The sequence below is a fragment of the Spirillospora sp. CA-142024 genome (assembly GCF_050942325.1).
In the GTDB taxonomy this organism is placed as follows: domain Bacteria; phylum Actinomycetota; class Actinomycetes; order Streptosporangiales; family Streptosporangiaceae; genus Spirillospora.
The window spans coordinates 8,633,301-8,656,070 of record NZ_CP192077.1 but is presented as its reverse complement, the minus strand read 5'-3'; the positions used below and the strand labels follow the sequence as shown (position 1 = coordinate 8,656,070).

Below are 22,770 nucleotides of genomic sequence, written 5' to 3'. Positions count from 1 at the left end.
TCAGGTCGTCGTGTACGTCTCGACGATCGCGCCGGAGGGGTCGTCAAGGCGATGACGTGAGGGGTAATGCAGGGTGGTTTGGCCGCACGCCCGCAGTCCTGATCCCGCACGGCGGCCCGGCATCCCCGCGATGCCGGGCTTGCCGATGCGCGCATCGTCCATGCAGTCGAGCGGATCATGTAACTCGCGTAATTCGGTTGTTCGGTTCGCCGGGGCTATCTAGCGTCCCGTGGCATGAGTTCACCGGTGCCGGACGGGCCTGTAAGGCTGCTTGGAATCGACGACCTGGCCGCCTGCCAGCGCCTGGCTGAAGACCGCGAGTGGGGACGCGAAGACCACAAGTGGCGTTTCCTATTCTCGGTCGGCGATGTCTACGGCATCGATGACGGGAACGGTGAACTCGCCGCGACAGTGGTGTCGACCCCATACGGCAAGGACGTCGCGGCCATCAGCATGGTGCTGGTCGCCAAACGCTTCGAACGCCGTGGTCTGGGCGGCCGCATCATGCGCTACGTGATGGACAACGCCGGCACGTCAAGCCTCTGCCTGACCGCGACCGAGTACGGGCGCCCGCTGTACGAGCGTCTGGGATTCCGCTCCGTGGGGTTGTGCACGACCTATATGGGGACGGCTGAGGAGACGTCCGAGCGAAGCGTGTCCGTGCCGGTTGAGACTACGGATATGGCTGCGGTCCACGCGCTCGACACCGAGGTCTTCGGCGCCGAGCGTGCGCGGCTGGTCGAGGGTCTGCCGTCGTTCTGCGCGACATTCCGCGTCGTCCGGGACGAGACCGGCATAGCGGGGTTCGGGGGCGCGTGGTGGAACGACGGACGGGCCGTGATCGGTCCCGTCATCGCCCGGGACACCGAGACCGCCCTCACCCTCGTGGACGAGGTCGTCCCGCACGGCCCGATCCGCCTGGACATCGATCACCGTCACCCGGAACTGATCGCCTGGTCCGAGCGGCACGGCCTCAGCCCCGCCTTCACCACCACGATCATGGAATACGGTGACGCGATCGAGAACGACCCGTCCCGGCTCTACCTCCCCGTGGCCCAGGCCCTCGGCTGAGATGGCGGCCTCCCGGCCGGGCACATCTACCGCAGCAGCCGCGAGCTGACCCTGGTACGCCGGGACAACTCCCCGATCAGCTGCCACCGTCCCCGCTTGACCTTCTCACCGATGTGAATGCCTAACGTCGTTCCGTAAGCGATCACTCCGATCTGCTGGGGGACACGCATGACCTCTCTTGTCGTTCAACGCAATGGCCGCGCGGCGACCGTCGAAGAACTGGGGCCGCTTGCCTTCGCGGGCTATGCCCACTTCACCGCGATGCAGGTGCGCGGAGGCCAGGTCCGGGGCCTCGACCTTCATCTGGAACGGCTGAGGTTCGCCTCGATGGAGCTGTTCGGCCGGGCGGTACCCGATGATCGGGTGCGGTCCTGTTTGCGGGCGGCGCTAGAGGCGGGGCCGGCAGACGTCTCCCTGACGGCAACCATGTACTCGCCGCCCGGGGAGTTCACGACGGGCGGGAGTGATCGGGAGCCCGACGTCCTGGTCCGCAGCGGGCCGCCCGCGTCCGGCCCGTCGGGACCGCTGGCGCTGGCGACGGTCGAGTACGAACGGGTCCTGCCTGCGGTGAAGCACGTCGGTGAGGTGGCCAAGACCTATTACCTACGTCGGGCCGACCGGGACGGCTTCGACGACGCCGCCTTCGTCGACCGCCGGGGCCGGCTGAGCGAGGGAACGATCTGGAACCTGGCCTTCTGGGACGGCGACGCCGTGGTGTGGCCCGACGCGGAGATGCTGGTCGGGACCACGATGGGCATCGTCCGCCGGCAACTGGACCGCTCGGGCGTCCCCCAGCGCGTCCAAGAGATCACAGCCGCCGACCTGCCGGCGCTGGCCGGTGCAGTGGTCATGAACTCCTGGACGCCGGGTGTCGCCGTTCACCGGATCGGCTCCGCGCCCATACCCGAAGCACCGCGCTTCCTGGAACTGCTTCACCAGGCCTACCAGGCCGAACCGCTCACCGAGTTCTGACGGGCGTGAGCCCTGCCCGCTGCGGGTCAGGCTCGCGGGGCCAACCGCCGCAGGGCGTTCGCCGCGAGTTCCGCAAGGTGCTTGGGGCAGTCCCAGCCCGCGACCGTCGGGCGAGGGTTGTCCAGGTCGTACTCCTCCATGTCCTCGCCGTCCTCCTCGGCGAAGGCGCGGTCCTCCAGCCAGTCGTCCAGCTCATCCCAGCCGTCCTCGCCGTATGCGACGGCTTCGATGACGGACGGCCAGCGCTCGAAGGACGGTTCGCCGGGATGCCCGGATTCGTCATGCGGGCAGGGCGTGTTCAGCGCAGCGTCGTCGATCGCAGCGAACGCCTCGCGGCACAGCGTGACGATCTCCGGCCCCATCCACTGTTGCTCGCCCTCACCGAACGGGGTCATCACGTAGAGCGCGAGCACCAGCGCCGCGTCGTCGTTCGCTGATCCGGCAAGGAGCCGCCGTGCCAGCCAGACGACGGTGAGCCGGTTGTCGTCGACGACGGGCAGATGGGAGAACTCGTCGGCCCGGGCGCGCAGATCACGCTTGAGCGCGCCGGAGAAGTCGATTCCGCCGTCCTCGTCCAGGTAGAGCCCGTCCAGCCGACCGACGTCCGGCAGCCCGCCCCGGCCTGGTTCCTCAGCCAAGATCACAGCCGTTGGGACGCTTCAGCCGCTCACAACGTTCCAGCGCCGCCGTCGCGGGCCGGGGCGCGTCCCGGAAGCTCGTCCTCGTTAACCTCAGAACTTCGTCTTCGGCCGCTCCTGAAGGACGCCGTCGACGAAGATGTCGACCTTCTCGCTGTAGAAGCAGACCAGACCGGCGACCTTGCGGCTCTCGTCCAATGGAGTCGGATACGACCAGGCCAGATCCGGGTGGAGTTCGCCGCCCGCGCGGACCGACCAGTACTCCGCGGTGCCCTTGTACGGGCAGTGGGTCACGTTGTCGGTGTGTTCGAGCAGGTCCATCCGGACATGCGGCTTCGGCAGGTAGTACCGGACCGGCAGGCCCGTCTCGAACAGCAGGCGCGGGCTCGACGACTCCGCGACCGTCACCCCGTCCACCTCGACCCGGACATGGCGGGACGCCGCGAGGACGTCCACGCGCGTGTGCGGATCACGGGGGTGGACGAAGACCTCCTCGTCCTCCTCGAACCACGCGTCCATCGCGTTCCAGTCAAGCCGGACGAGCCCCGGAAGTTCGGTGTGGCGGAGCGCCGCGCCGGGGGCCTGCGCCCCGTCCACCTTCACCGTGTAGGCGGTGGATTCGCCCCGGCTCGGCGAACGCTTGCCGGGGCCGTCCTCGACGAGTTCGGCCCGGACGTCCTCTTCGGGGAAGTAGTAGGTCGGGTAGTAGGGGATCTCCCAGACGAGCGACGGCCGTGTGGTGTCGGCCACGAGACGGCCGCCGAGATACGTCCGGACGCGCTTGCCGCTTTCCTCGATCCGGAGGCTGGTCTTCCGCGATGTGCCCATGCCTGGGCAACCAACCGCGTGGAGGACCTATTTCATTTAATTCTCACACTCGCCTCACGAGAGGCACATGCGCGCCCAACAACCTCATCCGCATGAATCGGACTCTCCTGGTCAACGGTGCGCTGGGCGCGCTGCTCGTCGCCGGGGCCGGCACCGCATATCTGACCCTCGGCGACGGAGGCGGCGACGCCGTCGCGTCCACCAGGCTCTCGTCCGTCTCGCGCGGGACGGTGGTCTCGTCGGTGTCGGCGTCCGGCTCGGTGGAAAGCGCCCGGAGCCGTTCCCTGTCGTTCGGCGCCTCGGGGACGGTCGCCAAGATCTACATCAAGGCGGGCCAGAAGGTGGCGGCGGGCGACGTCCTCGCCCGCCTCGACCAGACCGAGGCGATCGAGAACGTGAACGCCGCGAAGGCGAACCTGGCCGTCGCCGCCGAGGGGGACACCTCGTCCGACAAGGGTTACGCCAGCTACGTCCAGGCGCAGAACTCCTACAACTCCGCTTTGCGCGCGTATCAGGGGACGGTCCTGAAGGCGCCGTTCGCCGGGACGGTGACCGCCGTCAACGGGACGGTGGGCGGTAGTTCCAGCGGCTCGTCGTCCTCTTCTACGTCCTCGTCCTCTTCCTCGGGGGCGGGTTCGGGGGCCGGGGCGGGAGCCGGGGGCTCGTCGTCCTCCACCTCCTCGTCCTCTTCGGGATCGGGTTTCGTCGAGCTGGCCGACACCGCGCATCTCCAGATCGAGGGCGACTTCACCGAGGCGGACACCACCAAGCTGAAGACCGGCCAGTCCGCGACGATCTCGTTCGACGCGCTGACCGGCAAGACCGCCACCGGCAAGATCACCGCGGTGGGGCTGTCGCCGACGACCACCGACAACGTCGTGAAGTTCCCCGCAACGATCTCGCTGAGCGACGTCCCGTCCGGTGTCCGGCTTGGACAGACCGCCACGGTCGAGATCACGGTCGCGAGGGCGGAGAACGTCCTCTACGTGCCGAGCGCCGCTGTGAAGACGGCCGGCGGGCAGAGCACGGTTACCGTCGTCCGGAACGGTCAACAGATCCCCACCACGGTCGTGACCGGCGTAAAAGGCGACCAGGGCACTGAGATCAAGTCGGGCCTGAATGAGGGCGACCAGGTCGCGGTGACCTCCACCACCGGCTCCGGGACGACGGGGACCAACGGCCGCCAGGGCATCCCGGGCGGAGGCGGCGGTCTCGGGGGCGGCCCCGGCGGCGGAGCCCCGGGCGGCGGGGCACCGGCCGGCGGAGGCCGCCGATGAACGCGCCCGAGCCCTTTCTCCGATCCCAGGCCCCGACTCCGCCAGCGGGGTCCGGCAGGGCCGAGGCTTGGCCGGGCCGATCCGACAGAGCCCGCACTTGGCCGACCGATCCCGACAGATCCCCGCCTTCGCCGAGCGAGCCACCCGATTCGTCCGGGCGACCCGACGAGGCAGGCGCTCCGTCGGTGATGTCCGGCGGGACGCCGACTTGGCCCGGGGAAGCGCGCGGCGACTCGGCTTGGTCCAGGGGAGCGGGCGGCGACTCGGCTTGGTCCGGGCAACCGGGCGGGGCCGAGTCTTCGCCGGGGATGCCGAGCGGAGTGCCGGCTTCATCAGGGGAATCCGGCAAGGGGCCGGCTTCACCTGCGGAGACGGGAAGGAGGCCGGTTTCGTCGGGGATGCCGAGCGCGGGGCCGGATCATCGTGGTGCCGGGTATCCGGCGACGCGCGTTTCGCGGGGGCGCCGGCCGGCGGGTCCGCCATTGGTGCTCGACGTGCGCGATGTGACCAAGGTGTACGGGACGGGTGACACGGCCGTCCATGCCCTGCAAGGCGTCTCGCTGACGGTGGAACGCGGCGACTACGTGGCGATCATGGGCGCGTCCGGCTCCGGAAAGTCGACGCTGATGAACATCATCGGCTGCCTGGACGTGCCGAGCGGCGGCCGCTACCTCCTCGACGGCATCGACGTCGTCGGCCTGGACGAGCGGAACCTCTCGATCCTGCGCAACCGGCGCATCGGATTCATCTTCCAGTCGTTCAACCTCATCCCGAGGATGACCGCGCAGGCCAACGTCGAACTGCCGCTCGCCTACGGCGGGATCAAGGGCGCCGAGCGCCGGCGCCGCGCCCTGGCCGCACTCCGCGAGGTCGGTCTCGCCGATCGCACCCGGCACGAGCCGAACGAGCTCTCCGGCGGCCAGCAGCAGCGCGTCGCCGTCGCCCGCGCCCTGGTCACCGCGCCGACGCTGCTCCTCGCCGACGAGCCGACCGGTGCCCTCGACAGCGGCTCCACTGCCGACGTCCTCGGCGTCTTCGACCGGCTCAGCCTCGCCGGCCGCACCATCGTCGTGATCACCCACGAGGACGACGTCGCCGCGCACGCCAAGCGGATCGTCCGGCTCGTGGACGGCCGCGTCGTCGAGGACGTCCGGCGCGCACCCGTCGCCGCACCGCCGCCCACCGTGTCCTGGACGACGGAGGGCGCTCGGTGAGCCCTTTCGAAATCCTGCGGTTCGCCCTGCGCGGACTGTCGGCCAACAAGCTGCGCAGCTCCCTCACCACGCTCGGCATCCTGATCGGCGTCGGCGCGGTGATCCTGCTCGTCGCGGTCGGCAACGGCTCGTCCGAGCAGATCAAGAAGAGCATCCAGCGCCTCGGCGCCGACTCGCTGACCGTCACCCCGTCGACGACGGGCGGCGGCCGCGGCTTCGGCGGCTTCCCCGGCGGACCGGCGCAGAGCGGGACCGACTTCGGCCCCCGAACCCAGGCCCGCGACCTCACGGCGCAGGACGCCGAGGCCCTCACGGCCGCGACGTCCGTCAAGAGCGCCTCACCGGTCGTGACCAGCCAATCGGTCACCGCCGGCTACGAGGGGACGAGCGCCACCATCAACCAGTTCGTCGGGACGACCCCGTCCTACTTCGCCGCCGCGAACAAGACGGTCGCGTCCGGCACCGCGTTCACCGACGCCGACGCGACCGCCGCGCGCAAGACGGTCGTGATCGGCAGCACGGTGGCGTCCGACCTGTTCGGACGCGTGAACCCGATCGGCAAGAAGATCGACGTCGGCGGGATACGGTTCACGGTCGCGGGCGTCCTCAAGGCGACCGGCTCGTCCTCGTCCACCTTCTCCGATCCGGACAGCATCGCCGTCGCGCCACTCGCCGCCGTCCAGGAGACCCTCACCGGCTACGGCGCGCTGGACCAGATCATCGTCCAGGCGAAGGACAGCGACGCCGTCGACACGGCCCAGGCCGAGATCACCGAGATCCTCGGCCAACGGCACGACACCGATTCTTCGGGCGCCGCGGACTTCACTGTGTCCAGCCAGGCGAGCGTCCAGTCGGCGGTCAGTGAGTCGAGCCGGACCTTCACCGTCCTGCTCGGCGCCGTCGCCGCCATCAGCCTCCTCGTCGGCGGCATCGGCATCACCAACATCATGCTGGTCACCGTCACCGAACGGACCCGCGAGATCGGCATCCGCAAGGCCATCGGCGCGCCACGCGGCGCGATCCTCGGCCAGTTCATCGCGGAGGCCACCGTCCTCAGCCTCATCGGCGGCCTGCTCGGCGTCCTCGCCGGCGTGGTCGGCAGCCTCTTCACCATCGTCGGCGTCAAACCCGTCCTGGTGCCGTCGTCGATCGTCCTGGCCCTCGGCGTCTCGGTGGCGATCGGCCTGTTCTTCGGCAGCTACCCCGCCAACCGCGCCGCCAAGCTCCGCCCCATCGAAGCACTCCGCCACGACTGACCCACAAAGGACCACCATGCCCCTCCCACCACCCCCACCCGGAACCACCACCCTCAACACAAACGCCCCCACCCCAACCACCGCCGAGCGAACCGCCGCCGATCCAACCGCCGCCGATCCAACCGCCGCCGAGCGAACCGCCGCCGAGCGAACCGCCGCCGAGCGAACCGCCGCCGAGCGAACCGCCGCGGGTCCAACCGCCGTTGAGTACCACGAGACTCCGCCCGACACTCCGGTGTCGGGTGAGCCCCGTCGCCGGACCACCCCTGAGGCCCTCGTCGAGAACCCACCCGATGACGCGCCCCGCGACGCTACGGCCGTCCTAAGCCCGCGGACCGCTCTCCTCAGGGATCTTGTGATGGACGGACGGCAGCCATCCGCGGTCGACCTGGCCACGGGCAGGTCGACCGCCCCGGGTACCGCCGTCCCAACTGCCGCCGAGCGAACCGCTGCGGTTCCCGTTGAGTACTACGAGACTTCGCCCGACGTCCGAACGTCGGCTGAACCCCGTCACCGGACCACCTCTGAGGCGTTTGCCGGCAGCCCGCTCGATGGCGCTCCCCGCGACACCTCAGCCGTTCCAGGCCGACGGGCCGTTGTCCTCGCGGGTCTTGTGATGGACGGACAGCAGCCATCCGCGATCGACCTCGCCGTGGGCGGGGCGACCGCCGCCAACCCGCGGGGCACGCTCTGGCATCGAACGCCCGCACGGAACCCTTTCCAACTCCGCCTGATGATGAGGCCGGTGTGAGCAAGCGTTTCAGGGGGCGTGGATCGGCCGCCCCAGACGAGCAACTCGAACCCGCTGGTCCGTCCCTCACAGGCCGAGTAGCCACGCCGGGAGCGCAGACCACGCCGGGAGCTCAGAGCCTGCCCGGAGCGCAGAGCCTGCCCGGAGCGCAGAGCACTGCGGGAGCGCAGGCAACGCCGGGAGCGCAGCGCTCGCTGGGAGCGCTGTGTTCGCCGGGGGCGCAAGGTACGGCCGGAGCGGAGGGTTCGCCGGGGGCACAAGGCATGGCGGGAGTGCAGGGGAGGGCGGACGGGTCGGCGACGGATGCCGAGCTGCTGGCAAGTTCGCCGTTCGATGAAGATCTTGACGCCGAGTTGGCGGCACGGCCGCAGCGGCGGTCGCTGCCAGGGCCGACGCTCTACCTCGCGGCGGGAATCGTGCTGGTCGCCGGGTTCCTCGGCGGTGTCCAGGCACAGAAGTGGTCGTCGGACGGCTCACGTCCGTCCGGCGCTGGAGGGCTGGCGGCCGGGCCTGAAGGCGGACGTGCCAGATCCGGCTACGGCGGCGCGCCGGGCTACGGCGGAGCGGCGCCCGGCTTCGGCGGCCAACCCGGCGGAGCGATGCCCGGAGGCGGCCAAGGAGCCGCACCGGGCGGCGGCGGAACGGGGACCGTTGGAACCGTCACCAAGATCGTCGGCGACACCCTCTACCTGCGCACATCGTCCGGCAAGACCGTAAAGGTCAAGACGAGCGGCACGACCAAGGTCCGCATCACCAAGGACGGCGAGCTGCAGGACCTCGGCAAGGGCTCGACCGTCGTCGTGCGCGGCTCCACGGGCACGGACGGCACGGTCACCGCGTCCGCCGTCACCGAGGGCTCGGCCCGCTGACAGGGCCCAACACCGAACAAGGAGAACCATGGCGATCAACAACGCGAACGCACGCCGGATATTCGGCGCCTTGGCCGTCGGCGGTGTGCTGTTGCTGAGCACAGCGTGTGGCGGCGGCGACAAGGCGGACTCGGGTTCCGGTAGGGCAGCCGGCGCCGACCCGATGGCGTCGTTTCGTGCCTGCCTGGAGAAGCAGGGCGTCAAGATGCCGGAGGGTGGCAACGGCCCCGGCGGTGGTGCGCCACCGTCCGGCCGCCCGACCGGCCGTCCGAGCGGGGCCCCGACCGGGCGTCCGAATGGCACTTCGACCGCGCGTCCGAGCGGAAGGCCGACCGGCCGTCCGACGGGTGCTCCGTCCGGTCGGCCGACGAGATCGGCGGCCGAGCAGAAGGCGATGCAGGCGTGCGCCTCCCTCGCCCCGCAGCGCGGGACCGGCGGTGGCCAAGGCGGCCCGCCCGGGGGCGCCACGCAACAAGGCGCACCCCCGGCCTCCTGACAGAAGCGCCGGCTGCCCGCGCCGCGGATGCGGCAGACCCGCGCCGCGCCGCGGACGGGACAGGCCCACGCTGCGGACGGGGCAGACCACGCCGCAGACGGGACAGACCACGTCGCTGACCGTCAGTCTTGTGGCGGTCCTCCCCGAGGATGGGCGGTCTCCCCGGGTGCACATCTCACGGCTTGGTGAGCGGGGTCTGCTTCGGTCTGCGGGGGACGGCAAGGATCGGGATCAAGCAGAGGAGCAGGATCGCCGCCGCCCACCAGAAGGTTTCGGTGAAGGCATTCGTCAAGAGAGCCGGCGTGTCCGCCGTGCGGTGGGCGGCGGCCTCGTCCAGGTTGCCGGACGCGCCGGGGATCTCGTCGCGAATTCCGATCTGCAGGACGACCGCCGTCAGCGCCGTGCCGAAGGAACTGCCGACGCGGATCAGGATGTTCGCTCCGGTGGTGGCCCCGGGTACCGCCTCCCGGGGCAGACCTTGGTAGACCATCGCCATCAGGCACGGGGCGATCATGCCGTGGCCGAGCCCGATGACGAACATCGCGCCCATGATCAGGCCGCGCCCGGTGTCCGGGGAGAGAGCGGTGAGGGCGACGGTTCCGGCGAGCACGCAGAGGATGCCGCCGATGGCGAACCAGCGTCCGCCGAAATGGTCGGCCAGCCGCCCCGACACCGCCATGGTGATCATCGCGCCGATCCCCATCGGAGCGAGCAGCCAGCCCGCGTCCAGGGCGGACTCCCCCCGCACGATGCCCGCGAACAGCGGGATGAGGATCATGACCCCGAACACCGCGGCGCTGTAGAGGAAGAACCCGCCGGTCGCGGCGGTGAAGGCCCGAGTGCCGAGACGGCGTAGCGCGATGAGCGCGTCGTCGCCCTTGCGGAACGCGTGCACGGCGAACGCCACGACGAGGACGCCACCAGCGATCGCCGCGGAGAGGAAACGTCCGCCCGTCAGGCTCTCCCCGTTCCCGGCCGCCGACAGGGCGTACACGAGAGCGGCCAGACCGGGGGAGAGCAGCAGCATCCCGACCACGTCCAGCCGGGCGTCCGCGCTGCGCTCGCCGTCGCGCGGCAGCATCCGCAGCGCGGCCAGCAGCGCCACCGCGCAGAACGGGACGTTGACGAAGAACATCCAGCGCCAGCTCAGATTGTCGACGATCACGCCGCCGAGCAGCGGGCCGAGAACCGGCGCGAGCATCGCGGGCACCGAGATGATGCTCATCACCCGCCCCATCCGGTCGGGGCCGGCCTCCTGGACGAGCATGGTCTGCCCGACGGGCATCAGCATCCCGCCGCCGAGCCCTTGCAGGACGCGGAACGCGATCAGCGCGGGCACCGACCACGCGAGCCCGCACAGCAGCGACCCGCTGATGAACAGTGCGAGCGAGACGAGCCACATCGTCCGGGTGCCGAACCGCCGCACCGACCACGCGGTCATCGGAATCGCCATCGACAGGGCGAGTGTGTAGCCGGTCACGACCCACTGGATGGTCGAGAGCGAGGTCCCGAAGTCCTGGCCGAGGGACGTGATCGCGACGTTGACGATGGTGCTGTCGAGCACGGTCATGATCGCGCCGAGCACCACGACGACCGCGAGGTTGCGCAGGCGCGGGTCGATCCCCTCCCCGCGCGTCGGCGGTGCGGTTCCTGTGGTGGTCATCCGGGCGCCCCCTCGGTTTCCGTACGCTGTATCGGTCACACCATACACCGTATCCGTGAATCCGTACACCGTATCGATACGCCGTATCGCGTACGATCCAGTTGTGACGGAAACACCAAGGTCAGGCGATGTGTGGACGCGTCCGCGCGGCGGGCGGCGCCCGAAACTGACGCGGGAGGCGATCGTCGAGACGGCGATCAAGGTGGCCGACGCCGAGGGCCTGGACGCGGTGTCCATCCGCCGCATCGCCGGAGATCTGGGCGTCCGCGCGATGAGCCTCTACACGCACATCGACGCGAAGGAAGACCTCCTCGACCTCATGTACGACGAGGTCGCAGCGGAGGTGCTGGTCAAAGGCGAACTGCCGGACACCTGGCGGGAGGCGCTGTTCGAGATCGCCGACGGGGAGCGCCAGGCGGGCCTCAGGCACCCGTGGATGCTGGAACTCGCCGGGCGCTCACCGCGCATGGGGCCTAACGGGCTGCGTCATTTCGAGCAGTCCCTGGCGGCGGCCGGCCGGCTCACCGACGACCCGGAGAGCATGCTGGCGATCGTCAAGACGATCGACCACTACATGTTGGGCTTCATCACGATGGAGCGGCATCTCGGTGAGGACGGTCTGCGGGGCGCCAACACGAGCCCCTTGGAGCAGGACTACGTCCGGCGCCTCTTGGAGCGCGGTGAGCTTCCCCACCTCAAACCCTTCTTGGATAAGGCCCTCCACCGTCGTGACACTTTCGAGCAGGGGCTCAACTGGCTGCTCGACGGCATCGAACACGAATACCGACGGAAGTAGCCTCAGGCACCGTGCCGACGTAGCGTAGGCGACGGCGTACGTGCCGCTACGACGAGACGGGGACCAGGTGCGGGCAACGAGGTTCATCAGCGTGGCCGCCGTGCTGGCACTGGCGACGGCCACCGGTTGCGATGGCGCCCACAAGGGAGAGGCGTCGTCGCCGGCACCTGCGGGCCTTGCGTCCTTCTACAGCCAGAAACCTTCCTGGAAGGACTGCGGGGGCGGTTTCGAGTGCGCAACCGTCCAGGTTCCGCTGGACTACTCCAAGCCGTCGGGCGAAAAGGTCGGCATCTCGGTCGTCCGGCTCCCTGCCGAGGACAAGTCCGCCCGGATCGGTTCGCTGCTCACGAATCCCGGCGGCCCCGGCGGTTCCGGTGTCGACTTCATCAAGCAGTCAGCCAGTGGCTTCGGGGACGAACTTCGCCGCCGCTTCGACATCGTCGGCTTCGACCCGCGCGGTGTGGCGGCTAGTGACCCCCTTCGCTGCAACACCGGCCCCCAGCTGGACGAGTTCTTCGCCACCGACGCCTCCCCAGACGACCAGAAGGAGACCAGCACACTCGGCGGCGAAAGCAAGGCGTTCGCCGAGCGCTGCAAGACCAAGGCCGGATCGGAACTCCCCCATGTCGGGACCGCCGACGCCGCCCGCGACATGGACGTCCTGCGCGCGGCCCTGGGCGACAGCAAGCTCACCTACTACGGCGCCTCCTACGGCACCTACCTGGGCGCCTCCTACGCCGAACAGTTCCCCAAGAACATCCGTGCCTTCGTCCTGGACGGCGCCGTCGATCCCAAACTCTCGTCCACCGAACTGCTGATCGAGCAGGCGAAGGGCTTCGAGACCGCCCTCCGCGCTTTCGCCGACGACTGTGTGAAGTCGGGCGGCTGCCCCTTCGGCACCACGGCGGACGCGGTCATCAACAAGATCGCATCGTTCCTCACCGCCACGGACAAGAAGCCCCTCTCCAACACCCGCGACTCCCGCAAGGTCACCGAATCCCTGGCCGTGATGGGCATCGCCAGGGCCCTGTACGTCAAGCAGTACTGGCCCGTCCTGCGCCAGTCCCTCATCCAGGCGATGGAGAAGTCCGACGGCACCTACCTCCTAGCCCTCGCGGACGAGATGGTCGAGCGCAAGGCCAACGGCTCATACAGCAACCAGACCGACGCCAACATGGCCGTCAACTGCGTCGACAAACCCAACCCCCCGAACCTCGCCACCTACGGCAAGGCCGCCACCGAAGCCAAGAAGGTCGCTCCCCGATTCGGCACCTTCGTTGTCTGGGGTGGCCTCCCATGCGTCTACTGGCCCGTCCAGACCAAACAGGAGCCGAAGCCAATCACCGCCAAGGGCGCCGCTCCCATCGTCGTCATCGGAACCATCCGCGACCCCGCCACGCCGTACAAGTGGGCGCAGAGCCTCGCCGGCCAGCTCTCCAGCGGCGTCCTCCTCACCTTCGACGGCGACGGGCACACCGCCTACCTGCAGGGCAACTCGTGCATCACCAAGGCGACCGACGACTACCTGACCACGGCCAACCCGCCCAAGGACGGGACCACCTGCCGCTGAATAACCAGGGCGCACCCACCCCCGAAGACCCGGTAGACTGCTTCCCGCCGTGCCCCGCACGGCACGCCGCCTTAGCTCAGTCGGCAGAGCGATTCACTCGTAATGAATAGGTCATCGGTTCGATTCCGATAGGCGGCTCCAGGTCAAGGGCCCGTTCCGAAGATCGGAACGGGCCCTTGCTAACGACTGCCTGACATATTGCCTGACTAGTCGTCCTCGGTCTGGGCGGGGAACACATCGTCCATCGCCTCCGCTCCGGCCAGCAACGCGGGCCGGATCTGGTGCCAATACACCGTCTCCGTGACCTCCGTGCTCTTGTGACCGGCCAGCCGGGAGATGTCCTCGATCGGGACGCCAGCGTCCGACAGCACCGACACGAAGCTGTGGCGCAGCTCGCGCGGCGTCCACTCGTCCGGATCGAGGTCGGTTTTGGCCAGGATGGCCCGGAAGGACCGCAGGACGTTGTTGGCGTTCCGCTTGGTGCCCACGGTGGAGGCGAAGACCAGGTCGTGCTCCTGCCACGCCTTTCCGGCCGCCGCGCGTTGCTCGTCCTGCAACTCGCGCTGGAGGCGGAGGGCGTCCACGCACCGTTTCGGTAGGGCCAGTGTGCGCCGGGACTTCTTGGTCTTGGTCTTCCCACCGGCTCGCACCGAGCGCCAGACACGGATGTGCGGGGGAACCGGCGGCTGGGCGTCCGGACACCCGTCCAGGTCCACGTGCGCCCAGGTGAGCGCGCGCAGTTCCTCCGTGCGAGCGCCGATCAGCAGGGACAGCACGATGTAGGCGTACATCGCGGTGCCCTCGGCCGCCGCGAGCACGGCGAACGCCTGGGCAAGTGTAAGCGACTTGGACGGGCGGCCGTCTTGTCCGCGCGGTACCTCGCACAGCAGGACGACGTTCCGCTTCACCTTGTCGCGGGCCTGGGCTCGCGCCACCGCCCGTTTGAGGATCGACCGCAGCTGTCGGAGGGTGTCGGTGCTCAGTTTCTTGGCCTTGCGGGCGAGCCACGCGTCGACATCGTCGGCCGACAGCTCACGCAGCTTCCGCGCACCCAGGTCCGGGATGATGTGGTTGTTGGTCAGGCTCCGGCACTTGACGCGCGTCTCCTCGTCCCGGTTAGCCAGGCCATACTCCAGCCAGTCCTCGACGGCGTCTCGGACGCGGTACTTCGTGTCTTCGCTTGGTAGACCGTCGTCACGGTCCCGCAGCTTCTCGTGGAGCTTCTTGAGCGCCTTGCGTTTGTTCCGGTCGCTGGCCGACCGGACGATGCGCTTGCCCGCGGGCGTGTACCCCACGGTGATCTCCGCGATCCACCGCTGACGACTCTCACTCCAACGCAGGCCGCCGTCCCCCTGGGGACGGCGGTTCCCGGGTTTCCCCTTCTCCTCCGGCCCTGCTGGTGTGCTGGCCTCGGGGGTCACGAGACGTCCAGGATGGGGGCGACGACGATGTTGAGCGCTTCAACCAGGGCCTCAATCGTGTCCCTGCCGACGTAGACGGCGCCGCGTGAGGTCGGCGTGGCCGGCGGCGGCGGCAGCATCACGTCGTGGAGGCCGAACTCGAGGCTCACGGTGGTGAGCGCGTACCCGGTCTGGTAATCGGAGCGATGGCCGATCTGCTGCTCGTACGGGCCGACGGGGACGTAGTGTTCGCCGCGCAGCTCGGTCGGCCAGTCGGCCCACTGGCGCATCCGGGCCAGGCCCGCCGGCGGCGATGTGGCCAACTGGACCGACGCCAGGAGGGCGCCGTCCCAGCTCGACCGGTACACCTCGGCGCCCAGGATCAGGTGGTGGTAGCGGACGTAGCCCGGTGCCATCACCGGACCGGTGGCGGTCCGCCAGGCCAGCGCGGCGAAGGCATGCTGGCGGTCGGTCTCGTCCTCGAAGCCCCAGACGAGGCCGTGGTCGGCGGCGACCGCCTCGCGGAGGTAGTGACCGTAGCGGCTCACGCCATCGCTGGCCCGTGCGCGGTCGTAGGCGTGGTCGACGGTGAAGGGAACGGGCATGCCAGTCATCACGCGACCCCCTCGTTGTCGGCCTCGCGCTCCAGGAGCTGGGCGTACTCGGTGAGGGCGGTGGCGGGGACGAGACGGGTCCGGCCGCGGGTCACGCTGCGGAGGCGGCCGCTGCGGATCTCCTCGTAGATGACGCTGCGGCTCAGGGACAGCAGGGCCATGGCTTCGGTCACCCGGTAAAGGATCTTCTGCTGAAGCTGCGGCTTGGTGTTGGCGGCGTTCATGATGGGCGGTGCCTCTCTTCTCGGGAGGTGGCGGCCCCGGCGCGGTGTTCGTGGTGGTTCACCGCCGGGGCCGTCCACGTCTTCGGGGAGTCAGGGTGTGGTGCTGGTGTGTCGGTCGTGGGGCGCGGGGAGCGGCCGGGCGAGGCCGTTGGTCAGCGCGCGGTGGACGATGCGGCGGGCGAGTCGTTCGGGCAGCCCACTGGCAATGCCGGCTTGGACAAGCCGGTCCTGGACGTCGGTGCGCGACTGGCCAGCCCAGGCGAGGAGACCGCCGGTCTTGTACGCCAGGGCGGACAGGGCGGCCTTGCGGCCGTCAGTGAGCGGCGCCAGCTCGGCGGCGCCGTCCTCGATGACGGCGTGCAGATACGCGACGGCCCGTCCCCGGTCCTGCCCCGCGGGGCGGGACGGCGGAGGTGGCGGTTCGCGGCGGGGTGCGGTCACGCGAAGGACTTCGCGGGTGAGCCAGCCGGGCATCTGACCGACGGTGGCCAGGGCTCCGGCGCGGATGGTGTATGTGCCGGCACGGGTGGTGGCACCGGGTGCGATGCCGTAGCTCCAGGCGGCTTTGATGTCGATCTGCCAGCCGAGTTCGCCCAGGGCCTGGCGTAGCCGCCGGTGGTTTGTTTTGTCTGTGGGGATGGCTGGCGCGCGGTACCAGAGGTGGCGGCCGCCGGACGGGGTGGCAACGGAGACGGGCTGGTACGCGGGGTCGGCGGGCCAGGGGTTCGGGCCGCCGCGCAGGCGGGCGAGCAGCCGCAGCACGTCGGCGCCGTCGCGGACCGCGGCGAAGCCACCGGGGATCTGGTTTTCGGTGAGGGTGAGGCCGGGCAGCAGCCGAGCGGCGGGATCGGCGGGCGGCTGGTCGGTGTGGTGGTCGAGGTCGATCAGGACCAGGCCGGACGGCCCGGCGGCGACGGCGGGGATCGCGGCAGGCACGCGACGCCACCAGGTGGTGATGCGGCCGGGGTCGGTGGTGGCGGCGCGGACGCCGTGGCACCACTGCCCGCCGCCGATGCATCGGCATCGGGTGTACTCGTCGGCGGGGCAATCGGGGTTGTCGCGGCAGTCGAGGCAGTTGGCCAGGGGCCGCTTGTCGCGGGGGGTGAGGGGGAACACGTGCCAGCCGGCCGCGGCCAGATCCAGGGCGAGGCTGACCGGTGAGGCAGTGGCGGTTGGAGCGGTGCTGGGCATGACGACTCCGTCCCGAAGGGGGTGGGGATGTCTCGGCGGACGGCTTGCCGGGGGTGGAGGAACGAGACATCCCCCACCCCCACGCGTTTTGAGGGGGGTGTGTTTCGGCTAGGTGCGTACCGCCCTGAAACGCGAGCTGGCCTGCGGAGACACGGGTACGCACAACTGCGTACCGTCCGGACTCCCGAGGGCGGCCGGTACGCAGTTGCAGTAGGTGCGTACTGTTTGCGTACCGTGCTGCGTACAGTCCCGATAGGTGCTCTGACCTGTATGAGCATTGATCATTTTCATGATCGGTACGCAGGTACGCAGGCTCGGTGGTCTTCGTGCGCGCATGGGGGGACTCACTCGGCATTCCCGCCGTCGTCGGCATAGTTGTCGTGGCCCATGGCTGCGCCGGTGAAGACGTAGCACTTGGTTTGGCGGCCGTCGATGCTCCGCTTGATCAGGTACTGGGGCCGCTGGCTCTCCTGCATGTGCAGCGCCCTCATTTCCAGCCAGCCCTGGCGGACGGCGTCCAGTTCGTAGCCGGCGCGGTCGAGGGCCTCGCGTAGCTTCTCGGGCACAAGCGCGACGGCCGCCAGGTCGTCACCGACTTTGGTGTCCACGCCGATCCAGCCGGAGGCGGGGGCGCGGTCGTTGTGCGGGGTCCACAGCTTGTCGGCATTGACCGCGACGTACTCGCGGACGACGTCCAGAGCCATCTCCGCGCGGTTGTCGCGGGGGTCGTTGGCGGCGAACAGGCTCGACCACACCTCGGGTGGGGGCGGCGGGAAGGGGACGATGCTCCAGGCGTCGGCCAGTTCGGCGGCGAGCCGCAGGACCGCGACCAGCGGGGCGCGCCGGCGGGCCAGGTCGGAGGCGCCGTGTCGGTGCAGTTCGGTGAGTTCGCCGTGGCGTTCTTCCAACCGGGTGGTGCCGTGCTCGTCGAGCTCGGCGCGCAACCGTTCGATGAACGCGGGCCCGGCGTGCCCGTAGTTGTCCAGCAGTCCCTGCCGGAAGGTTTGGGCGTCGCTGCCGGAGTCAGGGGAGCGGCCGAACGGGGAGCCTTGCAGATCCAGGACGCGAGCGCTGATGCCCTGGTGGGTGGCGAACGACAGGGCGGAGCGTTCACCGGTGGACAGCACGATGGTGCGCCACCGGTAGGTCTTCCAGTCCCCCATCCGGCCTTTCCCCTGGTTCTGGGTGATCTGGTAGAGCGCGGCGGAGACGAACTCGGGGTTCTTGGCGGTCTGGGTGTCGTCGAGCAGGATCGGGATTCCGTTGCCTGCCAGGCCGAGGCGGGCTTGGTAGTAGGTGGCGGTGGTGGCCCAGGATGTGACGGCGGCGCCGGCGTCGTCGGGGTCGCACCAGGCTGACAGGCCGCCTTGGGCGGCGGTGGTTTTGCCGCCGGTGGAGCGGCCGCCCCAGTTGACCGTGAACGACGACACCCCAAGCACCTGCAGCAGGGGGGCGGCGAGGCCGGCGTATACCCCGACGGCGACGGTCGGGTACTTCTCGGCGATCTTCACTGCGGTCTGCCAGCCGGAGAGGGTGCCGCGCTGCCGGTGCGCCTCCAGGGGCCGGGTCATCTGGGGGTCGACGCCTTGTAGCTGGTAGGGGTGGCCATCGGCGATGACGAAGGCGCCGTCGCGCTGCCAGCCCAGATGCCGTGCGATCTTCACCTCGGGGATCACCTCCTGGTTGGCGACCTCGACGGCGGCCAGCCAGCGTTCGGCGGCCTTGGCGTCGGCTTCGGTGGCCGGCAGGCCGAGGTCACCGAGCTGCTTGACGAGCTGGCGGCCGGACTTGGCGACCGAGCGCGGCACGATGTGGCTGCGCCAGCGGCCGCGGTCCAGCCAGGACAGTTCGCTCATCTGTGCTCCTTCGGGATCGATGAACACCCGCAGCACGGTCAGCGCGGCCCAGGCGACGCGTTCGGCGCCGCCGTGGGTGGTGTGCAGCCAGACCGCGTCGGGCGCGACTGTGTAGGGCTCGGGGATCTGGTAGCCCGCTGGCAGCGGGCAACCTGGCAGCGCGGTGAGCGACGACAGGCCGCGGTCGGCGGCCTGGCCCGCTGGTGCACTGGTAGGGATGCCTCGTTCGGTCAGCCACGCGGTTGCGGCGGGGTCGTCTAGTTCGGCCTCCTCCGCTATGCGCTGCAGGTCGGCCACGACGCTGCGGAGGGTGCGGTCATCCGGCGGAGGATCCTCCTGGGTACCGCGCCACTGGTACCGGATCTCGGCAGCCAGTGAGGCCCGGCCGGACCGGTCGAACCGGAAGACCCGACTGCTCAGCCGCACGTACGGCCATCCCTGCTCGGCCCGGCGCAGCTCGGACCGGTCGGTGACCAGAGCCAAGGCGCGGTCCCGCTTGGGCGGGCGACGCTGCCCCGGCGTGGTGGTATCGGCAGAGTCAGGTCCATCGACTGATCCGCTGGCTTGGTTCGGCTCGTCGTGGTGCGGCTGATCAGGGTCGGCGTCGTTGTCCTGGCGTGCGTCCATATGCGACCCTCGATGTCGAGTATGTGTGTTGACGAAGGCCCTGGCCCCTACACCAGGGCCTTCGCGTTGTCGTGGGGTCTTGCAGCGGTGTCGTTCCGCCCTCCCCGGCTAGTCAGGCGCCCCGATGTCCGCCGGAACGTGGGCGCCGGCGACGTCTTGCGCGGCGAGTCGTTGGATGGCGGAGCTGCGGCGCGGCCGGATGCCGGCGCCCGAATTCCAGTGGTCCCGGCAGGGGAAGCTCTGATTCGCCGCATCGCCGATTCCTCTCTTGAGGCTGTTTTGAAGAGGGACTCTACGCCTAGCTTTGTCAGTGGAAGTGTCAGCCGATGTGTCGATTTGAGATTTGCCTGAGGAAAATGCTTGTGGTCACGCTTCCGGGCATTCGCTGTGGGCGCCTACGGGGCGGACTGTGCAGGGCGGAAGGTGGCGGGCAAGATGGGCCGAGTGGTCCTTCTATGCCTGGACAAGGGGGGTACGGTCGGCGAAACTCGTGCCTTAGCAGGGCTCCCCGGGCCGGGGACCGAGCGCGGTCCCAGCAAAAAAGGAGATCAGGTTACCTGATGGTCGATGCAGGCATTGGAATGGCGGGGGCGGTGGACGGGGAACGGCCACGGCTGCGGCATCGGCGGCGCGGGCAAGTGCGTCGGGCCCGGCAGATGAAATTGACCCTGAGCGAGGCCGAATGGGCTGAGGTGCGGGCGGCGGCGGTCGCACGGCGGATCACGCCGGCGCGATTCGCGGCCGAGGCTGTGCTGGCCGTGGCCCGCTGCCAGACGGCGCCGGTGGGTGAGACGGTGCAGCGCGCCCTGCAGGAGGTGCTGGATGCCCAGACCCAGGCACGCCGGATCGGGATCAACCTCAACCAGGCCGTCCGCGCCTTCAACACCACTGGCGTCGCGCCGGACGGAATGCAGCAGAGCGCGGCGGAGAGCATCCGGATCGTGCGGAGACTGGACCGCGCGACGGAACGGATCGCCCGGATGCTCCGCGGAACGCTCCGTTGATCATCCGGGAGTTGGGGCGCGGCAAGGGGACGACGCGGCTGCTGTCCTACCTGTACGGGCCGGGCCGTTCCGGCGAGCATGTCAATCCGCATCTGGTCGCCGGATTCACTGACACGGCGTTCCTGGAACCGGAACGCGGTCCGCAGGGACGGCGGAGCGTGCGGCATCTGGCCGGGGTGCTGATGGCCCCGGTGCACGCTCGGCCGGGTGAGGTTCCGACCGATCCGGTGTGGCACTGCATCGCCCGCGCCGCGCCGCAGGACCCGATCCTGTCCGATGCGCAGTGGGCGGCGATCGCTGAAACCATCATGGACCGGGTCGGGCTCGCGCCGGCAGGGGAAGCCGATGCGGCGGTGCGGTGGGTGGCGGTGCGGCACGCCGACGACCACGTGCACCTGGTGGCCACGCTGGCCCGGCAGGACGGCGGCCGGATCTCCCTGTGGCGCAGCCGCTACCGGCTGCAGGCCGCCCGCTCCGACATCGAGCACGCCTATGGGCTGCGGATCGTCGGGCCCGGAGACCGCACCGCGGCGCTGCGGCCCACCCGCGCCGAGATCGAACTGGCCCGCCGCCGCGGGGTCCGTGTTCCGCCGCGCATCCGGCTGCGGAACACGGTCGCCGCCGCCGCGGCCGCGGCGGAAGATGAAGCCGGATTTTTCGCAGCCCTCGCAGAAGAGGGGATCCGGGTGCGGTTGCGGCGCAGCGAGCGCGATCCCGGACAGGTCACTGGGTACGCGGTCGCGCTCTCCGGCCACCGCAACGCCGCCGGAGAGCCGGTGTGGTTCGGCGGCGGGAAGCTGGCCAGCGACCTGTCACTGCCCAAACTCCGATGCCGCTGGCAGGCGCCCACGACCGGCCCGCTCCAGCCTGGCAGCGTCTTCCTAGGCAGCACGCGACCGGACACAGCCGCAGCGCGCGCACATCGAGCTACCGGACACGCCACCGACCATCTGCGCCAGATCCTCACCGACAACGGGACAAGCTTGAACAGCGGCGATGACATCGCCTGGGCCGCCGGAGACCTGCTGCAGATCGCCGCCACCATCCACCCAAACGCCCGGCTACGGCAGGCGGCTGACCTGTATGACCGAGCTGCCCGCCGCCCGTACGCACGGGTCCCGCCGCCTTCTACGGCCGGGGTGCGGCTCCGGCGCGCGGCGCGCCTGCTGGCCGCCGCCGGGCCACAGCAGCGAGACAACGCCGCGTGGCTGCGGCTGCTCGGCAGCCTGATGCAGCTGGCTGACGCCGTGGCGAGGTTGCGTCACGCCCAACACCGGGAGGCGCAGGCCGCCGCCGCGCAAGCGGGGGCCCGCCATCTTCAGCGGCTCGCCGCCGGGGGGCAGGCCGGCCCGCACGGTTGCGACGGCCAGGATCCCGGTCAGCTGCGGCAGGTCCTTCGAGCCGAATTCTCCGGGCCGACGCCGGGACCACGCCGCCGCCCGGCGCAGCCGTCGCCCTGGCTGGATCGGCCGCCTCGGCGCGCTGGGCCCCACCGGCCATCCGCGCCCGGGCGGTGATCGGGCATGGCCGGTCAGGCGTTCTGGGTGGCGCGGGCGACGCGGGGATGAACTCCGCACATGGGGCACGCGCGGGAGGCACCGCCCTGGCGTTTGATGGCGCGTTCACGGTGCCGGTCGCCGGGCCATAGGCGGGCCAGGCGCCATTCGATCCCGGCGTCGGCGACGACCTGCAGCAGCCGGGCGCCGGTGCCGATGTGGTGGGCGGCCAGGCGGCCGGGCAGGTCACGGGTCCAGCCGAGGTAGTGCCGGGCGTGCTTGTAGGGCTGGGTGAAGTGCAGCAGATAGATCACGCCCACCCGCCGGCAGGCACGGCACAGTGGGAACGGGTCGGGGCAGTGCCCGGCCAGGACCGTCAGCGCGGCGTCACAGCCGAGCATGACCAGCGCAGGGTCGCAGGCCAGGCACACCGGCGGGAGAGGACTGCCGTCGTGGCGCCTCTCGGCGGGGCGACCGGGAGGGGCGACCGGGAGGGGGGAGTTCATCCCGCCTCCTCAGGGAGGATGATCAGCCCCTCCGGGGTGAGGACGAACTCATGGCCGTTGTCGCAGGTCCACAGGTCGCCGGGGACGTCGGGGGCGTGTGCGGCCCAGCAGGTGTCCTTGGTGAGGCAGTACGGGCAGTCGGGGCCGTTCAGGACCGGCCAGTGACGGGTGGGGATGTGCCAGTCGTGGCGGCAGGCGCGGCAGCGCCAGACGTTGACCTCGGTGCCGTCCTGGTAGGTGGCGGGCCCGATCCACACCGCGTCAGCGGGGCGCTGGCACAGAGGGCAGTCGGGCGGGGTGACCGTCGGCCATTGCTCGACGGGCGGAAAGTTCTGCGGGTTGGACATGACGGTGCTTCCCTGAGTCGGGGGGACGGAGCGCGCCGCGGCAGGCTGCGGCGGCTCGTCAGGGGCTGGTGGGACGTGGCGGGCATAAGAAGACCCGGACCAGC

At 70.2% G+C, this 22,770-nt stretch carries 21 protein-coding genes and 1 tRNA gene; 11 read left to right on the top strand and 11 right to left on the bottom strand.

Annotation, left to right across the window (positions count from 1 at the left end; all coding sequences use genetic code 11):
* Complete coding sequence (locus ACQPZP_RS41005; protein ID WP_433474992.1) at positions 1-162, bottom strand: hypothetical protein; 162 nt, start codon at positions 160-162, stop codon at positions 1-3.
* A gap of 72 nt (positions 163-234) precedes the next feature.
* On the opposite strand from ACQPZP_RS41005, the gene ACQPZP_RS41000 reads away from it, so the two are divergent.
* Positions 235-1,071, top strand: coding sequence for a GNAT family N-acetyltransferase (locus tag ACQPZP_RS41000; RefSeq protein ID WP_433474991.1), 837 nt, complete (start codon positions 235-237; stop codon positions 1,069-1,071).
* 168 nt (positions 1,072-1,239) lie between these two features.
* Positions 1,240-2,043 (top strand): aminotransferase class IV family protein, encoded by an 804-nt coding sequence (locus tag ACQPZP_RS40995; RefSeq protein ID WP_433474990.1) that lies wholly within the window; start codon positions 1,240-1,242, stop codon positions 2,041-2,043.
* Positions 2,044-2,069: 26 nt separating this feature from the next.
* Here ACQPZP_RS40995 and ACQPZP_RS40990 read toward each other — a convergent pair whose 3' ends face one another.
* Both ACQPZP_RS40990 and ACQPZP_RS40985 read right to left on the bottom strand, forming a co-directional pair.
* Positions 2,070-2,681: a hypothetical protein gene (locus ACQPZP_RS40990; RefSeq protein WP_433474989.1), complete on the bottom strand. Its 612-nt coding sequence runs from the start codon at positions 2,679-2,681 to the stop codon at positions 2,070-2,072.
* Positions 2,682-2,774: 93 nt separating this feature from the next.
* Entirely contained in the window at positions 2,775-3,509 is a 735-nt protein-coding gene (locus ACQPZP_RS40985; RefSeq protein ID WP_433464965.1) for a DUF427 domain-containing protein, read from the bottom strand.
* A 92-nt stretch (positions 3,510-3,601) separates the two neighbouring features.
* Between ACQPZP_RS40985 and ACQPZP_RS40980 the strand changes: the two genes are divergently transcribed.
* The 4 genes from ACQPZP_RS40980 (at position 3,602) to ACQPZP_RS40965 (ending at position 8,876) form a co-directional block, all read left to right on the top strand.
* Complete coding sequence (locus ACQPZP_RS40980) at positions 3,602-4,786, top strand: efflux RND transporter periplasmic adaptor subunit (RefSeq protein WP_433474988.1); 1,185 nt, start codon at positions 3,602-3,604, stop codon at positions 4,784-4,786.
* Between the two features lie 485 nt (positions 4,787-5,271).
* Positions 5,272-6,000 (top strand): ABC transporter ATP-binding protein, encoded by a 729-nt coding sequence (locus tag ACQPZP_RS40975; protein WP_433474987.1) that lies wholly within the window; start codon positions 5,272-5,274, stop codon positions 5,998-6,000.
* Entirely contained in the window at positions 5,997-7,256 is a 1,260-nt protein-coding gene (locus ACQPZP_RS40970) for an ABC transporter permease (RefSeq protein ID WP_433474986.1), read from the top strand. Before ACQPZP_RS40975 ends, ACQPZP_RS40970 begins: the two co-directional genes overlap by 4 nt.
* 1,014 nt (positions 7,257-8,270) lie before the next feature.
* Complete coding sequence (locus tag ACQPZP_RS40965; protein WP_433474985.1) at positions 8,271-8,876, top strand: hypothetical protein; 606 nt, start codon at positions 8,271-8,273, stop codon at positions 8,874-8,876.
* A 671-nt stretch (positions 8,877-9,547) separates the two neighbouring features.
* Here the strand turns inward: ACQPZP_RS40965 and ACQPZP_RS40960 are convergent.
* The gene (locus ACQPZP_RS40960; protein ID WP_433474984.1) at positions 9,548-11,035 is read right to left on the bottom strand and encodes an MDR family MFS transporter; all 1,488 of its coding nucleotides are present in this window, start codon (positions 11,033-11,035) and stop codon (positions 9,548-9,550) included.
* A gap of 103 nt (positions 11,036-11,138) precedes the next feature.
* Between ACQPZP_RS40960 and ACQPZP_RS40955 the strand changes: the two genes are divergently transcribed.
* The 3 genes from ACQPZP_RS40955 to ACQPZP_RS40945 all read left to right on the top strand — a co-directional run bounded on the left by ACQPZP_RS40955 (position 11,139) and on the right by ACQPZP_RS40945 (position 13,542).
* Positions 11,139-11,831 (top strand): TetR/AcrR family transcriptional regulator, encoded by a 693-nt coding sequence (locus ACQPZP_RS40955; protein ID WP_433474983.1) that lies wholly within the window; start codon positions 11,139-11,141, stop codon positions 11,829-11,831.
* A gap of 91 nt (positions 11,832-11,922) precedes the next feature.
* Complete coding sequence (locus ACQPZP_RS40950) at positions 11,923-13,401, top strand: alpha/beta hydrolase (protein WP_433474982.1); 1,479 nt, start codon at positions 11,923-11,925, stop codon at positions 13,399-13,401.
* Positions 13,402-13,466: 65 nt separating this feature from the next.
* Positions 13,467-13,542 (top strand) — tRNA-Thr (locus ACQPZP_RS40945).
* A gap of 65 nt (positions 13,543-13,607) precedes the next feature.
* Here the strand turns inward: ACQPZP_RS40945 and ACQPZP_RS40940 are convergent.
* From ACQPZP_RS40940 to ACQPZP_RS40920, 5 genes are all read right to left on the bottom strand, one after another.
* Positions 13,608-14,696 (bottom strand): tyrosine-type recombinase/integrase, encoded by a 1,089-nt coding sequence (locus ACQPZP_RS40940; RefSeq protein ID WP_433474981.1) that lies wholly within the window; start codon positions 14,694-14,696, stop codon positions 13,608-13,610.
* A gap of 122 nt (positions 14,697-14,818) precedes the next feature.
* Positions 14,819-15,406, bottom strand: a complete 588-nt coding sequence (locus ACQPZP_RS40935; protein WP_433474980.1) for a hypothetical protein — start codon at positions 15,404-15,406, stop codon at positions 14,819-14,821.
* Positions 15,407-15,414: 8 nt separating this feature from the next.
* Positions 15,415-15,639, bottom strand: coding sequence for a helix-turn-helix domain-containing protein (locus ACQPZP_RS40930; protein ID WP_433474979.1), 225 nt, complete (start codon positions 15,637-15,639; stop codon positions 15,415-15,417).
* A 90-nt stretch (positions 15,640-15,729) separates the two neighbouring features.
* The gene (locus ACQPZP_RS40925; RefSeq protein WP_433474978.1) at positions 15,730-16,830 is read right to left on the bottom strand and encodes a bifunctional DNA primase/polymerase; all 1,101 of its coding nucleotides are present in this window, start codon (positions 16,828-16,830) and stop codon (positions 15,730-15,732) included.
* A gap of 344 nt (positions 16,831-17,174) precedes the next feature.
* On the bottom strand, positions 17,175-19,169 hold the full coding sequence (locus ACQPZP_RS40920) for a DUF927 domain-containing protein (protein ID WP_433474977.1): 1,995 nt from the start codon (positions 19,167-19,169) through the stop codon (positions 17,175-17,177).
* Between the two features lie 704 nt (positions 19,170-19,873).
* On the opposite strand from ACQPZP_RS40920, the gene ACQPZP_RS40915 reads away from it, so the two are divergent.
* Both ACQPZP_RS40915 and ACQPZP_RS40910 read left to right on the top strand, forming a co-directional pair.
* Positions 19,874-20,317, top strand: a complete 444-nt coding sequence (locus ACQPZP_RS40915; RefSeq protein ID WP_433474976.1) for a hypothetical protein — start codon at positions 19,874-19,876, stop codon at positions 20,315-20,317.
* An 11-nt stretch (positions 20,318-20,328) separates the two neighbouring features.
* Positions 20,329-21,834, top strand: a complete 1,506-nt coding sequence (locus ACQPZP_RS40910; protein ID WP_433474975.1) for a relaxase/mobilization nuclease domain-containing protein — start codon at positions 20,329-20,331, stop codon at positions 21,832-21,834.
* A gap of 14 nt (positions 21,835-21,848) precedes the next feature.
* Here the strand turns inward: ACQPZP_RS40910 and ACQPZP_RS40905 are convergent, their stop codons facing one another.
* Together ACQPZP_RS40905 and ACQPZP_RS40900 are read right to left on the bottom strand one after the other, a co-directional pair.
* On the bottom strand, positions 21,849-22,319 hold the full coding sequence (locus ACQPZP_RS40905) for a hypothetical protein (protein WP_433474974.1): 471 nt from the start codon (positions 22,317-22,319) through the stop codon (positions 21,849-21,851).
* Entirely contained in the window at positions 22,316-22,666 is a 351-nt protein-coding gene (locus ACQPZP_RS40900; RefSeq protein ID WP_433474973.1) for a hypothetical protein, read from the bottom strand. Before ACQPZP_RS40900 ends, ACQPZP_RS40905 begins: the two co-directional genes overlap by 4 nt.
* Positions 22,667-22,770 lie beyond the last annotated feature (104 nt).

Excerpts from the sequence above, each read along its gene's own strand:
- ACQPZP_RS40930 (WP_433474979.1), bottom strand. The coding sequence starts at position 15,639 with ATGAACGCCGCCAACACCAAGCCGCAGCTTCAGCAGAAGATCCTTTAC.
- ACQPZP_RS40985 (WP_433464965.1), bottom strand. The coding sequence starts at position 3,509 with ATGGGCACATCGCGGAAGACCAGCCTCCGGATCGAGGAAAGCGGCAAG.
- ACQPZP_RS40980 (WP_433474988.1), top strand. The coding sequence starts at position 3,602 with ATGAATCGGACTCTCCTGGTCAACGGTGCGCTGGGCGCGCTGCTCGTC.
- ACQPZP_RS40925 (WP_433474978.1), bottom strand. The coding sequence starts at position 16,830 with ATGCCCAGCACCGCTCCAACCGCCACTGCCTCACCGGTCAGCCTCGCC.
- ACQPZP_RS40935 (WP_433474980.1), bottom strand. The coding sequence starts at position 15,406 with ATGCCCGTTCCCTTCACCGTCGACCACGCCTACGACCGCGCACGGGCC.
- ACQPZP_RS40995 (WP_433474990.1), top strand. The coding sequence starts at position 1,240 with ATGACCTCTCTTGTCGTTCAACGCAATGGCCGCGCGGCGACCGTCGAA.
- ACQPZP_RS40960 (WP_433474984.1), bottom strand. The coding sequence starts at position 11,035 with ATGACCACCACAGGAACCGCACCGCCGACGCGCGGGGAGGGGATCGAC.
- ACQPZP_RS40915 (WP_433474976.1), top strand. The coding sequence starts at position 19,874 with ATGGTCGATGCAGGCATTGGAATGGCGGGGGCGGTGGACGGGGAACGG.
- ACQPZP_RS40905 (WP_433474974.1), bottom strand. The coding sequence starts at position 22,319 with ATGAACTCCCCCCTCCCGGTCGCCCCTCCCGGTCGCCCCGCCGAGAGG.
- ACQPZP_RS40965 (WP_433474985.1), top strand. The coding sequence starts at position 8,271 with ATGGCGGGAGTGCAGGGGAGGGCGGACGGGTCGGCGACGGATGCCGAG.
- ACQPZP_RS40900 (WP_433474973.1), bottom strand. The coding sequence starts at position 22,666 with ATGTCCAACCCGCAGAACTTTCCGCCCGTCGAGCAATGGCCGACGGTC.
- ACQPZP_RS41005 (WP_433474992.1), bottom strand. The coding sequence starts at position 162 with ATGGACGATGCGCGCATCGGCAAGCCCGGCATCGCGGGGATGCCGGGC.
- ACQPZP_RS41000 (WP_433474991.1), top strand. The coding sequence starts at position 235 with ATGAGTTCACCGGTGCCGGACGGGCCTGTAAGGCTGCTTGGAATCGAC.